This is a genomic window from Cohnella xylanilytica, from assembly GCF_014212175.1.
Classification (GTDB): Bacteria; Bacillota; Bacilli; order Paenibacillales; family Paenibacillaceae; genus Cohnella; species Cohnella xylanilytica.
Genome location: NZ_JACJVR010000047.1, coordinates 25996 through 39523, shown reverse-complemented (window position 1 = coordinate 39523; position 13528 = coordinate 25996). Strand labels below are relative to the sequence as shown.

Sequence of the window (13528 nt, the reverse complement as noted above, 5' to 3'; positions counted from 1 at the left end):
GGAAGCTCCGATCGCTGGATCGCTTCCGGGGGACGGCTGTTTTGTTGCGAATCCGGTTCAGGATTGTTCCAGCAGCTGCAGGACCGCCTTCGCGCACTTGGCCGGCTCGTATTCCGCGTTCCTCAGGGCGAGGAGGCTGTCGCGGTGCTGATTCGCCTCGTAAGGCTCCTGGATGAGCCGGAACCAGCGGTCGATCGTCTCCGTCGACGTCAGCAGCTCGCCGAAGCCCTGGGTGACGAAGTAGTCGAGGTTCTCTTCCTCCTGGCCGGGGATCGGCTCGTAGAACAGCATCGGGATGCCCTTGGCCATCCCTTCCGTGCACGTCATGCCGCCGGGCTTCGTGACGAGCAGCTCGGAGACGTCCATCAGCTTGCTCACTTCCTTCGTGAATCCGAGCACCTTGATGTTCGGGTGCTGGAACCGCGGGTCGGCGAGCAGCTTCTCGCGGGCCTTGTCGTTGTTGCCCATGCAGAGGATGAGCTGCACGTTGTCGGCGTAGTTCGTCATGTATTCGACCATCTGGTCGGAGTACAGAAGCCCCCAGCCGCCGCCCATGATCAGGACGGTAGGCATATCCGACAGCTGGAATTGGGCCAGTATCTCTGCCCGGTCGTGCGGGAACCAGAAGTTCGGATGCACCGGGATGCCGGTCACTTCGACGCTGGCCGGCGAGATGCCCCGGGCGATCAGCTTGTTGCGCACCGACGCCGTACTGACCAGGTACTTGTCCACTTCGGGATTCGTCCAGGTCGCGTGCGCGTCGTAATCCGTAATCAACGTATACAAAGGAACATCCAACCCGAGACGCTTGAGCCGGCTGACGACCGCGTTGGGAAAAGGATGGGTGCAAACGATCATGTCGGGCTTCAGCTGTTGGACGACGTCCGAGACATGATTGTAGAACAGCCGGTGCAGGGCGAAGCGCGTCATCCGGTTCAAGCCCTTGTCGTAATGGCTCTTGTACAGCTTGCCGACCAGCTTCGGCTGCTTGGTGACCGTCTTGCGGTAAGCGGACAGGATCAGCGGACCGATGACGGGATTAAGGAACGTCCCGAGCTCGATGACCCGCGCCTGAATATGGGGGGACAACTGGCGCAGTCCGACCGACAACGCGTACGCGGCTTGGGTATGTCCGGTGCCGAACCCTTCGGAGAGCAGCAAAACTCTTTTTTTACGCATGGGATACAATCCTCCACTTTACCTATCTCCCATATTACTTCCTTCTAGGACTCGGGACAAGTGCAGCGCTTTAAATCGCGACGGAATGCGGGCGGGCCGGGCCGGAACCGGAGCCGAACGTCCGTGCATCGGCCGCTTCGCTGTTGTACAATTCAAGTAGTCGAAAAGTTGGATTATGCGAAGCGACAGGAGGCGATAACGCATGAACGAACCGAACGCGACGCCCGGGCAGATCGTCAAGGCGGCGTACAAGACGGGGGAATACATAGCGGAAGTGGCCGAGTCCGACGGGCGGAGGGTGCTCGTCCAGGTTCACGCGGTGCTTCAGCATCCGACCCAAGGGGACCTGCACCACCCGTACGATCCGGACGCGCCGATGTTCCACGAGAGGCGGGCTTCGGCCTACGGCGAGAAGGTATGGGTTCCGGCCGCGGCCGTGAAGCCTTACGACGGAGCCATTCCGCCGTACAAGGAGACGCTGATGACCGCGCTCGGGGCGGAGATGGAGAGGATGGACCGGCTGCAGCGGTGGGCCCAGCGGAGTCTGGAGCGGCTGCGGAGCCTCGAGAAGGATTACAAGGGATAGGGTTGGTTGTCGAGGAAAAGGAAATGGAAAAGGCCAAAGGACGACGCGGAGAGCGAGAGGCTCTCTGCTTCGTCCTTTTTGTTGCGGCCTGCGGAACGGAGGTTATGTCGTTGCACGTGGCGAGCGGCGCGAGCAGGCTGCAACGGAAGTTTTATCCGTTGCATGGGGCGAACGCCGCAAGCGAGGCCGTGCAACGGAAGTTTTATCTGTTGCAAGAGCCGAAGGCCGCGAGCGAGGCTGTGCAACGGAAGTTTTATCCGTTACATGGGGCGAACGCCGCGATCTAGGGCCTGCAACGGAAGTTTTATCCGTTTTAGCGAACGGCTTCTCAGAGAGGGCACACACTTTGACACTAAACAGCCCTAAGTCTCTCTAACCTCCAAAATAGCGGTTACAGCGCGCCCTCCGGGCTACCGGGCCTCTGTAACCTCCAAAATGGCGGTTACAGCTCGTACTCCGGGCTGCCGGGCCTCTGTAACCTCCAAAATGGCGGTTACAGCTCGCCCTCCGGGCTACCGGGCCTCTGTAACCTCCAAAATGGCGGTTACAGCTCGCCCTCCGGGCTACCGGGCCTCTGTAACCTCCAAAATGGCGGTTACAGCGCGCCCCTCCCGCGCTTATTCGACCGGCACGATCGTGAGCGGATAGCCGGCCTTCCGATAAACGTCGGCTTCGTCCTCGTCGAGGCGGGCGTCGGTGATGATCTCGTCGAACTCGTCCAGCCCGGCGAAGATGGCGAGCGAGTTGTAGCCGAACTTGGTCGAGTCGGCGAGCAGAACGTTGCGGCCGGCGGCGCTCATCGTCGTCTGCCGGGCTCCCACGAGCACGGGCGACCAGGCCATCGCCCCCTTCGCGTGGGACACCGCCTCGCACGTCAGGAACGCCAAGTCCACCGTCATCGACCCGATCATTTTCTCCGCGTAGATGCCGTCCGTGCTGTAGGCCCACTTGCTGATGCGGCCGCCCGCGCAGTAGACGTCGAAGCTGCCGAACCGGTCCTCGTTCGAGAGCAGCAGCGCCGTATGCAGGTCCCGCGTGATGATCTTCAGCTCCCGGAACTTCTCCAGTTCGTCCACCATCGCCGCGACCGTCGTCCCCGCGTCCAGGATCAGGCTCATGCCGTCCTGAACGCGCTTGGCCGCTTCCTTCGCGATGGCCGCCTTCTCCGCTTTGCGCTCGTTCGCCCGCTGGTCGTACTTCGCCCCCATGAACCTCTTCACCTTCACCGCCCCGCCGTGGAAGCGCTGAATCTTCCCCTCGGACTGGAGCAGGTCCAGGTCGCGGCGAATGGTCATGTGCGAGACGTTGAACTGCTCCGCGAGCTCGGGGATCGTCACTTCTTGCTTCAATTCCAGCGTCTTCAAAATTTCGTGTCGTCGAGTGATGACCATGCGCGAGTCCTCCCGTCGCCGGCAGAGCCGTAAGGATGTTGGCAATCGTTTTCTTGTCATTATAGCTTCCATTCCATACGGTTGTCAGTAACATTTTGTGAAAAAGATGTGCGAATGATGTGAATTTAGACTATACAAACTTTCGATTGCGTGATATAAGTGTAATATATTGATCGACGATGTGAGATATGAGTCATCAAAAATGACAGAAAATTTGAAAAAGTAGGACGAAAGGGCGCCGACCCACGACTGATTCGATGATCTCTCTGAGTTTTGTGTTAATTAATGTGACGTTTCCGATGACTTGCAAGGAGAGGTGAAGAAGATGCCCTTCCGTTACGAAGGAGAGGCCTACGAGAGACGGTTCCTGCCGCGGCTGACGACGAGAGAGATCGCGGCTCTGCCCAAGGAAGACGCGCTCATCGTTCTGCCGGTCGGAGCCGTCGAGCAGCACGGGCCGCACCTGCCCGTCTACACGGACACGCTGCTCGGCGAGGCGTTCATGGCGGCCGCGTTCGCCCACCTGCCGAAGGACGCGCCGATCTGGCTGCTTCCGTCGATCGGTTACGGCAAGAGCACCGAGCACGCCGAGTACCCGGGCACGATCACCCTCTCGGCCCGCACGCTTATGTCGGTGCTCGAGGACGTGGCCGCGTCGCTGGCGCGAAGCGGGTTCAAGAAGCTGCTGCTGTTCAACACGCACGGCGGCAACGCCGATCTGCTCGGCATGATGGCGCGGGAGATCCGCATCTCGACCGGGATGGCCGTGTTCCGTCTCGACCCGGGCGCCGTCGGCTACGCCGACGAGTTCACCGACGACGAGGAGAAGGCTTGCGGCATTCACGGCGGCGACGTCGAGACGTCGCTCGTCATGGCGGTCTGCCCGGACTGGACGCGACCGGAGCTGGCGCCGAGGGAGATGCCCCGGTTCCCCCGGACGGCGGCGCTGTCGCTGAGGGCCAAGTCGTTCGCCTGGACGACGAAGGACATCTCCGCCAGCGGGGTCGCCGGCGACGCTACGAAGGCGTCCGCCGCCCGCGGAGAAGCGATGCTGAACCGAGCGGGGCCATTGCTGGCGGAAGCGCTTCTGGAGATCGCGGCGTTCGACCTGAATTCGGTCCGCGAACCGCGAGATTAACGCGAACAAGAAGAGGAGGCGGTAGACCGATGGCGGCAACGGCGGAAGCGATCGAATGGGTGAGGATGGAGAGGCTGTCGAAGGTGTATCCGAACGGCACGGTCGCGGTGCAGGACGTGAACCTGACGATCCGGGAGGGGGAGTTCCTCTGCTTCGTCGGCCCTTCCGGCTGCGGCAAATCGACGATTTTCAAAATGATCACGGGCCTCTCCGGCCCGACCGGAGGGACGCTCGAGGTGATGGGCACGTCCCCGAAGCAGGCGCGCAAGCAGAGCGATACCGCGTTCGTGTTCCAGGACCATACGCTGCTGCCCTGGAGCTCCGTGCTCGACAACGTGTCGCTGCCTCTTGCCCTGCGGGGCGTCCCGCGCAAGGAGCGGAAGGCGGAGGCGGAACGCGCGCTCGAGCTCGTCGGGCTGAAGGATTACGCGAAGGCGATGCCGAGGCAGCTGTCCGGCGGTATGAAGATGCGGGCGTCCATCGCCCGGGCGCTCGTGTCGAAGCCGAAGCTGCTGCTCATGGACGAACCGTTCGGCGCGCTCGACGAGATTACCCGGCAGACGCTGCAGCTCGAGCTGCTCGACATCTGGCGGCAGGACCCGAAGATGACGGTGCTGTTCGTTACCCACAACGTGTTCGAGGCCGTGTTCCTGTCGACCCGCGTGGCGGTCATGACCCCGAGGCCCGGCAAGGTGGCCGCGCTCGTCGACGTGCCGGTCCCGTTCCCGCGGGACGAGTCGTTCCGCACGACGCCCGAATTCGGACGGATCGTCCGGTCCGTCTCCGAAGCGCTGAAGCATTGATACATTGAAGCCGTGAGGCAAACCCAACCGGATAGGAGGATTCTCTCATGACGACCGACTGGACGAAGGAGATGCGGGGATTGGTCGGGGAGGAGCGGGTGCTCGTAAGCTCCGACCAGGTCGACAAGCTGTCCAAGGATTATTATTGGTACTCTCCCGTTCTGGAGCCGCTGCTGCGGGACAAACGGGCCGAAGCCGTCGCCGTGCCGGAATCGGAGGAACAGGTGGCGCAGCTGCTCGCCGTCGCCTTCCGCCGCGGAATCCCGGTCACGACCCGCGGGGCGGGAACCGGCAATTACGGGCAGGCCGTTCCGCTCGAAGGCGGGCTCGTGCTGGATCTGAGCGGGCTGGACCGGGTGCTCGAATTCGGCGAGGATTACGTCCGCGTGCAGGCGGGCGTCCGGCTCGGAGCGCTGGAGAAGAAGCTTCGGGAGCGCGGGCAAGAGCTGCGTATCTACCCGAGCACGTTCATGAAGGCGACCGTCGGCGGCTTCGTCTGCGGCGGCTCCGGCGGGATCGGCTCTATCACGTGGGGCAACCTGTGGGACGGCAACGTGCTCGAGGCCGTCGCATACACGATGGAGGAGACGCCCCGCCGCCTCGTCATCCAAGGTCCCGGCCTTCGCGCTTACATTCATAACTACGGCACGAGCGGCATCCTGACGGAGCTGAAGATTCCCGTCTCCTCGAAGACGGAATGGAGGCAGACGGTCGCGCAGTTCGACGACTTCGAGTCGTGCGCCCGGTTCGCGCGCGCGGTCGCCGCGGACGACTCGATCCGCAAGCGGCTCGTCGCCCCGGTCGAGTGGCCGATTCCTTCCTTTTTCCGACCGATCGTCAAGCATCTCGAGCCCGGCTCCTCCGCCTGTCTGATGGAGATCGAAGACGGCGGCGAAGACGCGCTTGCCGCTCATGCCGCGGCGGCGGGCGGACGGATCGGCTACGTCATCCCCTCCTCTCAATACCGCGCCGTCATCGGCCTCTCCGACTTCACCTGGAACCATACGACGCTGTGGGCGCTTAAGGCCGACCCTTCGTTCACCTACCTGCAGGCGGGCTTCCATCCGACCGGCTTCCTCGATCAGATCGGCTCGATCAAGCGCCGGTTCGGCGACGAGGTGCTGATGCATCTGGAATTCATGCGGTCGGGAGGCGTCGTCGTCCCCGCTTCGCTGCCGCTCGTCCGCTATACGACGAAGGAGCGGCTGTACGAGATCATCGCCTACTTCCGGCAGACCGGCGTCTCCGTCAACGATCCCCACACGTGGACGCTCGAGATGGGCGGGCGCGGGGAGCTGGAGGAGATGCAGGCGGCGAAGCGAGACAACGATCCGCGCGGCCTGCTCAATCCGGGCAAGCTGCAGATGCCGGCGGGCCGGAGCGAGAGGAGGGCGGGAGCATGAACGAGGAACTCGCGACCGGGACGACGGCGGGACCGGGGCTGCATCCGCATCCGGCGGCGCCCTCCGCGGCCCGAACCGGCAAGAGGAGAAGCGCGAAGCCGTTCGCGGGCTCCCGGCTCTTGCGGATGGCGCCCCCCCTCGCGGCGTTCGTCCTGTTCGTCGGAGGCTGGGAGCTCGTCTGCCGCTTGGCGGGCATCAAGCCTTATCTGCTGCCGAAGCCGTCCGACATCGTCCGCGCCGCCTCGGAGAACGCTTCGAACCTGTGGGTGTCCGTCTACACGACGATCACCGAAGCCGTGCTCGGCTTCCTGCTCAGCATCGTTCTCGGCGTCGCCTTCGCCATCGCGCTCGCCAGCTCCAAGCTGGTCGAGCGAAGCGTCTACCCTTACGCGATCGTCATGCAGACGATTCCGATCGTCGCCGTCGCCCCGATCATCGTCATCTGGTTCGGCGCCGGCATCAACGCCATCGTCATGATCGCCTTCCTCATCGGGTTCTTCCCGATGCTCTCCAACACGCTCATCGGACTCAATTCCACCGAACACAACATGAAGAACCTGTTTTACCTCTATAATGCGTCCCCCCTGCAGACGATGTTCCGGCTTCGCATTCCGGCCGCGCTTCCCTACGTCGTCGCCGGGCTCAAAATCTCCTGCACGCTGGCCGTCATCGGAGCCATCGTCGGCGAGTACATCGCCGGCATCGGCGGGGGCAAGGGCGGCCTCGGCTACGCCATCACGGTGTCCGCCGCGCGCCTGCAGACCGCGTACCTGTTCGCGTGCGGACTGTCCGCCTCGCTGCTCGGGATCGCGTTCTATCTTCTCGTCAACGCCTTCTCCAAGTGGATGCTGAGCTCGTGGCACGAGTCCGAGATGAATTCCTCCGAAGGATGAGGATAAGAGGAGAAAAGGAGGGGAACGACATGCCGATTCCAACCGCGGACCTGGAGATCGTGAACGCCCGCCTGCCGCTCGCGGATGGCGGGGAGCTGTTCCGCCTCGCCGTCTCCGGAGGCAGGTGGACGGCGGTCGAGCCGCAGGCCGGGCGCCTGGCGTCGCCGGAGCACGAGCCGATCGGGGCTATCGGGTTCGAACGGCTGCCAAGCGTCCGGCGTCTCGACCTGGAAGGCCGGGTGCTGCTGCCGGGCTTCGTCGACGTCCACATGCACCTGGACAAAGCCTACTCGCTTCCCTTCGTGCGGAACCGGTCGGGGACGCTGCTCGAGGCGATCGGCAATTATCGGGCCGCCGCCCCGGCGTTCGCCAAGGAGACGATTCGCGACCGGATCGTGAAGGCCGCGCTCCGATCGGCGTCGTTCGGCTCGGCGACGCTGCGCAGCCATCTCGACGTGCCCGTCCACCTCGGACGCGACGTCGCCATGCGGACGATCGAGGCGGCGCTGGAGGCGAGGGAGCTCGTCTCCGGGTTCGTCGACATTCAATACTTCCCGATGTATTTCTACGATCCGGCGATGGAGGGCGAGCTGACCGAATTCGCGGCCGAGACGCTGCGGATGGGCGTCGACGGCGTCGGCGGAGCGCCTCATCTGACGCCCGATCCGGCCGCGGGCATCGACTGGGCGTTCCGGATGGCGACCGGGTTCGGCCTGCCGATCGACCTGCATGCCGACGAGACGGACGATCCTTCGGTCAAGACGATCGACGTCTATTGCGATTACGTCGTCCGCTACGGGTACTCGGGCCGCGCGACGGCCGGGCATCTGTGCTCGCTGGCGGCGATGGAGCATGAAGAGGCGGAGCGGCTCATCGCCAAGATGGCGGAGGCCGGCGTCGCCGCGGCGACGCTGCCCGCGGTCAACCTGTACCTCCAAGGGCGGGGCGACCGAGGCAACGTCCGCCGGGGCGTGACCCGGGTCCGCGAGCTGGCGGACGCCGGCGTGAAGGTGGCCGCGGCTTCGGACAACATCCAGGACCCGTTCCATCCGTTCGGACGGGGCGACATGCTGCAGATCGGGCTGATGGCTTCCTATGCGGCCCACTTGGCCGGGGAAGAGGATATTTTGACGGTGCTGCGCATGCTGACGCAAGTACCGGCGGCGATCGCCGGGGTGCGGGAGTACGGCGTCGCCGCCGGCAACCCGGCGAGCTTCGCCGTCTTCGACGCGGCGTCCGCGGAGGAGCTGTTCCAGGAGCTGCCGGCCGGGCGATGGGTATACAACAAGTCGCGATGGACCGGGGCGTCCGAGCTGATCCGGCGGAGGTACGACGATTCGCCGACCGCGGCCTCGCCCTCTTTTGCCGAATAGATTCCGCGTTGCCGCCTGCCGGTGTCGATCCGCTATGCGCGGGTGCACAGATAGATAAGAAGGATAAGGGAGGAAGAGAACCATGCTGAACGATCTTAAGGTTCGAAAAAGGGGAAGGAATCGCTTCGTTCCGCTGGCGATTGCGCTGGCGGCCCTCCTCGCGCTTGCGGGCTGCGGCTCGAACGGGAACGGCGGGGCGTCGTCCCCGAGCGCTTCGCCGGAGGCGTCGACGTCCCCGCCGGCTTCGCCGTCCGCTTCCCCGTCAGCTTCGCCGTCCCAAGCTTCGCCGCCGGCGAAGCTGACGAAGGTGAAGCAGGTGACGAACTGGTTCGCGGAGCCCGAGCACGGGGGCCAGTACGCCGCTCTCGCCAAGGGCTTCTACGAGGAGGCGGGGCTCGACATGACCATCCAATCGGGAGGACCGGGCATCTCCTCGACGCAGATCGTCGCCTCGGGCCAGGCCGAATTCGGCATGGGGCAGGCGGACGAAATATTGCTCGCCAGGCAGAACGGGATCCCTCTCGTGGCGGTCGCGGCTACTTTTCAGAAGAATCCTCAAGGCATCATGTTCCACAAGGGCAAGTACAAGGATCTGTCGGAGTTGAACGGGCACAAGGTGTACGTCGCGAGCGGGGCGTCCTATTGGGAGTATCTGAAGAAGGCCTACAAGCTCGACAAGGTCGAGGAGCTGAAGTATACGGGCTCGCTCGCCAACTTCGTCGCCGACCCGGAAGCCGCCACCCAAATCTACGTCACCTCGGAGCCGTTCACGATGGAGCAGGAGGGGGTGGACGTCGATTACTTCCTCAACTACGATCTCGGCTACAAGCAGTACGGCAACGTCCTCTACACGACGGAAGATTACCTCAAGAGCCATCCGGACGTCGTCAAGGCCTACGTCGAAGCGTCGGTCAAGGGCTGGAACTACTACAAGGACAACGTCGAAGAGATCAACAAGGTCATGCAGGAGAAGAACCCCGACCTGAAGCTCGAAGCGATGGCGTTCGGGGCGAAGGCGCAGGAGCCGCTCGTGTACGGCGGGGACGCGGAGACGCACGGCGTCGGCTACATGAGCAAGGAGATCTGGGAAGGGCTGCAGAAGCAGCTCGTCGACATCGGCCTTCTGAAGAAGGCGGAGCCGATCGAAGCCGCGTTCACGAACGAGTTCTTGCCGGCGAAATAACGAGGCAGCGGGGCCGCGCGCGGGCACAGCGTTCGCGGTCCCTTCTCGTTACGGATAAGAGGGAGGGAGAAAAGGGGATGGCCAACGTTCTCGTAATCTACTTCAGCGCGTACGGACATATTCACCGCATGGCGGAAGCCGCCGCGAAGGGGGCTGCCGATGAGGGGCATGCCGTTCGGCTCGCCCGCATTCCCGAGTTCCGTTCTCCCGACAACGTCACGGCGCTGCTCGACCATCCGGGCCGCCGGAAGGAGCGGGCGGGCGGCGGCGGCCACGGCAATGGCGGCCACGGCAACGACGGCCACGGACACGGCCACGGCGACGGCGGCGACGGCGACGGCAACGGCGGGTTGGCCGGCGCGTTCCGCATCGGGGCCCGGTGGGAGAAGTACGAGGCGTCCCAACGGGAGCAGCGGGGCGTTCCGGAAGCGACGGCGGACGATCTGAGGTGGGCGGACGGCATCGTCTGGGGGTATCCGACCTATTACGGATCGATGCCGGCGCAGGTCAAGTCGTTCCTCGACCTGTCGGGGAGCCTGTGCTCCGGAGGGGAGCTGGAGGGCAAGCCGACGGGCATCATGACGAGCGCGGGCTCGATCCATACCGGACATGAGGCGGCGATTCTGACGGCGATCGTTCCGCTGCTTCATTTCGGGATGGTGTTCGTCGGGCTGCCGTATACGCAGAACCCGGAATACTTGACGGCGGACGCGATCGGAGGCTCGCCCTACGGTCCTTCGACGCTGGCGGGGCCGGACAGCTCGCGGACGCCGGACGAGCGGGAGCTGACGATGGCCGGCCGGCTCGGAGCCCGGGTGGCGCGCTTCGCGGAAGCGGCCAAGGGGATCCGATGAACGGGGCGGAGGCGAGGGAGAAGGCAAGGGAGGAAATAAATCTAAAGGCGAAGGCAGAGGAGGAGGTGCAGGTGCAGATGCAGGTGCAGGGGCAGACGAAGGCGAAGGCGCAGGTCCAAGCGGGGGATTCCGCGACGAGCCGATACGACCTGGTGATTCGGAATGCGCGAATGTTCGGGCGCGGCCGGGAAGGAGCAGAGGGCGCGCCGTTCGATATCGGCATTGCCGGGGGCGTGATTGCCGCGATTGGGGAATTATCCGGCTCCGGCGCGGCCAAGGCGGAGGAGTTCGACGCGGGCGGAAGGCTGCTGCTGCCTCCGTTCGCGGAGGCTCACGTCCATCTGGACACGACGCTGACCGCGGGGGATCCCCTATGGAACGAGAGCGGGACGCTGGCGGAAGGGATCCGGGTGTGGACGTCGCGCAAGGCCGTTCTGACGAAGGAGGACGTCGTCGCGAGGGCGGAGCGGACGATCCGGCTCTATATCGGGTACGGCGTGCAATATTTGCGCGCGATGGTGGACATCGGCGACCCGAAGCTCGTCGCGCTGGAGGCGGTGCTGGAGCTGAAGGAGCGATACCGGGAGCTCCTCGAGATCCAGGTGATCGCCTTCCCGCAGGACGGAATCGAATCGTGCCCGGCCAACGAGGGCCGCATGGCGGAGGCGCTTCGGCTGGGGGCCGACGGCGTGTCCGCGGTGCCGCACCTGGAGCGGACGCGCGAAGAAGGCGTCTCGTCTCTGAGGCGCGCGTTCGCCATGGCGGAGCGGGCGGGGGCGTTCGTCCACGTTTTCTGCGACGAGACGGACGACGAATCCTCCCGCTTCCTCGAAGTCTGCGCCTCTCTCGCTATGGCTACCGGCCTCGGGCCGCGGGTCGCGGCCGCCCATGTCAATGCCGCGGCTTATTATAACGAGGCGTATTTCCACAAGGTGGCCGGGCTTGTCCGTCAAGCCGGCCTGTCCATCGTCGCGTGCCCCCTCATCAATTCGGTCATGCAAGGAAGGTTCGACGCTTATCCGAAGGGGAGGGGAATTACGCGCATCAGGGAATTCAGCGAGGCGGGCGTCAACGTCGCGCTGGCCCACGACGACATGCGCACGCCGTTCTATCCGCTCGGCACGGGCAATCCGCTCGACGCCGCCCACATGGCCGCCCATCTGGCGCATATGTGCGGGCGTTCCGAGCTGGCGGAGCTGGTCGGCATGGTTACGGAGGGCGGGGCGGAAGCGATGCGGTTGGGCGACCGGTACGGCTATCGGGAAGGCGCGTTCCGCATCGGAGCTCCCGCCTCGTTCCTGCTGTTCGACGCGGAGGACGCGCGCGACCTGATCGGCCGGCGCCCGGCTCCGCGCTACGTCTTCCGAGAAGGCCGTCTGGCCGCGGAGACCGCGCCGCCTGTCGCGCGGGTGTGGGAGGGCTAACGGAGTCGCGCGAACGCAGCCGCCCAGCCATCGCGCCGTTTGCTCCGAACTTATATGCGCGCTGACCGTACGAGACATCGAACAGACCCCATCTAGTGAAACGAGATTTATTGCAACAGCCGAAATGGGGGTTGCAGAGAGAGCCTTGAACTCCTTGGCCTCTGTAACCTCCAAAATAGCCGTTACAGCGCGCATCTCGGACTCCAGGGCCTCTGTCCCGAGACCGCACCTCCTTTTCCAGGCGAATCTCCTTCTTAAAGCGAACGCGATCGGCTCTCGATCGAACCTCCGGCCCATCCCGTGCATAAGACAATCGTGTAGGGATCTTCCGGCTTAAATGCCTGACACAACCATTCGGGGAGGGGATGCGCCTTCTTCGACGCGATGATGAGAAGCGGGTTCCAGAGACTGGGGAGAAGCCGAGCCGCCAACCGTCTCGCCCGCAAATACGGCCTGCGCTTCGGAGCCTCGCGGTTCGTGGCCGGCGAGACGATTCGCCAAGCGATCGAGGCGGTTCGCAAGCTGAACGCGACGGGGCGGGCGGCGACGCTCGACCACTTGGGCGAGTTCGTCTCTTCCGCGGAGGAGGCCGACGAGTCTGCCGCCATGTGCTTGCGGACGTTGGACGCGATCGCCGAAGCGAACGCGGACTGCAATCTGTCCTTGAAGCTGACTTCCCTCGGTCTCGATCTCGATCGCGGCCTCTGTCTCGCCCGCCTTCGTTCCATTCTGGACAGAGCCCGCCAGTACGGCAATTTCGTTCGGATCGACATGGAGGATTACTCCCATTGCCAAGCGACGCTGGAGCTGTACCGCGAGCTGCGCGGGACGTACGACAACGTCGGCGTCGTCATTCAAGCCTACCTTTACCGCTCGGAGAGGGACGTCGACAAGCTGCGGGAGCTGAAGCCCAATCTGCGCCTGGTCAAGGGGGCTTACAAGGAGTCTCCCCTAGTCGCCTACCCGGACAAGAGAGACGTCGACGCGAATTACAGGAAGCTGATCCGGATGCAGCTGCTCTCCGGCGACTACGCCGCGATCGCGACCCATGACGAGAGCATGGTGTCGTACGCGCTTAACGTCCTCCGGGAACATGGCTTGCCCAGAGAACGAATGGAATTCCAGATGCTGTACGGAATCGCCGAAGAGCTCCAGAACCGGCTCGTTCGCGAAGGGTTCAAAGTGCGCGTGTACGTCCCCTTCGGCCGCGACTGGTTCGGGTACTTCGCGCGAAGGCTGGCGGAACGGCCCGCGAACGTCCGGTTCGTTTTGAGGAACCTGTTCCAATAATCCGTTCCTGC

At 64.1% G+C, this 13528-nt stretch carries 12 protein-coding genes; 10 read left to right on the top strand and 2 right to left on the bottom strand.

The window, feature by feature from the left end; translation table 11 throughout:
• Positions 1–57: 57 nt before the first annotated feature.
• On the bottom strand, positions 58–1179 hold the full coding sequence (locus H7B90_RS11995; protein WP_185136113.1) for an MGDG synthase family glycosyltransferase: 1122 nt from the start codon (positions 1177–1179) through the stop codon (positions 58–60).
• 202 nt (positions 1180–1381) lie between these two features.
• Between H7B90_RS11995 and kapB the strand changes: the two genes are divergently transcribed.
• Positions 1382–1765 (top strand): kinase-associated lipoprotein KapB, encoded by a 384-nt coding sequence (gene kapB / locus H7B90_RS11990; RefSeq protein WP_185136112.1) that lies wholly within the window; start codon positions 1382–1384, stop codon positions 1763–1765.
• 617 nt (positions 1766–2382) lie between these two features.
• Here the strand turns inward: kapB and H7B90_RS11985 are convergent.
• Positions 2383–3156, bottom strand: coding sequence for a DeoR/GlpR family DNA-binding transcription regulator (locus tag H7B90_RS11985; protein WP_185136111.1), 774 nt, complete (start codon positions 3154–3156; stop codon positions 2383–2385).
• 325 nt (positions 3157–3481) lie between these two features.
• Here H7B90_RS11985 and H7B90_RS11980 point away from each other — a divergent pair, with 325 nt between their 5' ends.
• From H7B90_RS11980 to H7B90_RS11940, 9 genes are all read left to right on the top strand, one after another.
• A complete protein-coding gene (locus H7B90_RS11980) occupies positions 3482–4294 on the top strand; it encodes a creatininase family protein (protein WP_185136110.1) in 813 nt (270 codons plus the stop codon).
• Between the two features lie 29 nt (positions 4295–4323).
• Positions 4324–5097, top strand: a complete 774-nt coding sequence (locus H7B90_RS11975) for an ABC transporter ATP-binding protein (RefSeq protein ID WP_185136109.1) — start codon at positions 4324–4326, stop codon at positions 5095–5097.
• A 47-nt stretch (positions 5098–5144) separates the two neighbouring features.
• Positions 5145–6500 (top strand): FAD-binding oxidoreductase, encoded by a 1356-nt coding sequence (locus tag H7B90_RS11970; RefSeq protein WP_185136108.1) that lies wholly within the window; start codon positions 5145–5147, stop codon positions 6498–6500.
• Complete coding sequence (locus H7B90_RS11965; RefSeq protein ID WP_185136107.1) at positions 6497–7393, top strand: ABC transporter permease; 897 nt, start codon at positions 6497–6499, stop codon at positions 7391–7393. Before H7B90_RS11970 ends, H7B90_RS11965 begins: the two co-directional genes overlap by 4 nt.
• A gap of 29 nt (positions 7394–7422) precedes the next feature.
• Positions 7423–8766, top strand: a complete 1344-nt coding sequence (locus tag H7B90_RS11960) for an amidohydrolase family protein (RefSeq protein ID WP_221482015.1) — start codon at positions 7423–7425, stop codon at positions 8764–8766.
• A gap of 82 nt (positions 8767–8848) precedes the next feature.
• Positions 8849–9949 (top strand): ABC transporter substrate-binding protein, encoded by a 1101-nt coding sequence (locus H7B90_RS11955; protein ID WP_260410970.1) that lies wholly within the window; start codon positions 8849–8851, stop codon positions 9947–9949.
• A 77-nt stretch (positions 9950–10026) separates the two neighbouring features.
• Entirely contained in the window at positions 10027–10803 is a 777-nt protein-coding gene (locus H7B90_RS11950; protein ID WP_185136106.1) for an NAD(P)H-dependent oxidoreductase, read from the top strand.
• Positions 10800–12227: an amidohydrolase family protein gene (locus tag H7B90_RS11945; protein WP_260410969.1), complete on the top strand. Its 1428-nt coding sequence runs from the start codon at positions 10800–10802 to the stop codon at positions 12225–12227. The genes H7B90_RS11950 and H7B90_RS11945 overlap by 4 nt, the downstream gene beginning before the upstream one ends.
• A 387-nt stretch (positions 12228–12614) precedes the next feature.
• The gene (locus H7B90_RS11940) at positions 12615–13517 is read left to right on the top strand and encodes a proline dehydrogenase family protein (protein ID WP_373315880.1); all 903 of its coding nucleotides are present in this window, start codon (positions 12615–12617) and stop codon (positions 13515–13517) included.
• Positions 13518–13528 lie beyond the last annotated feature (11 nt).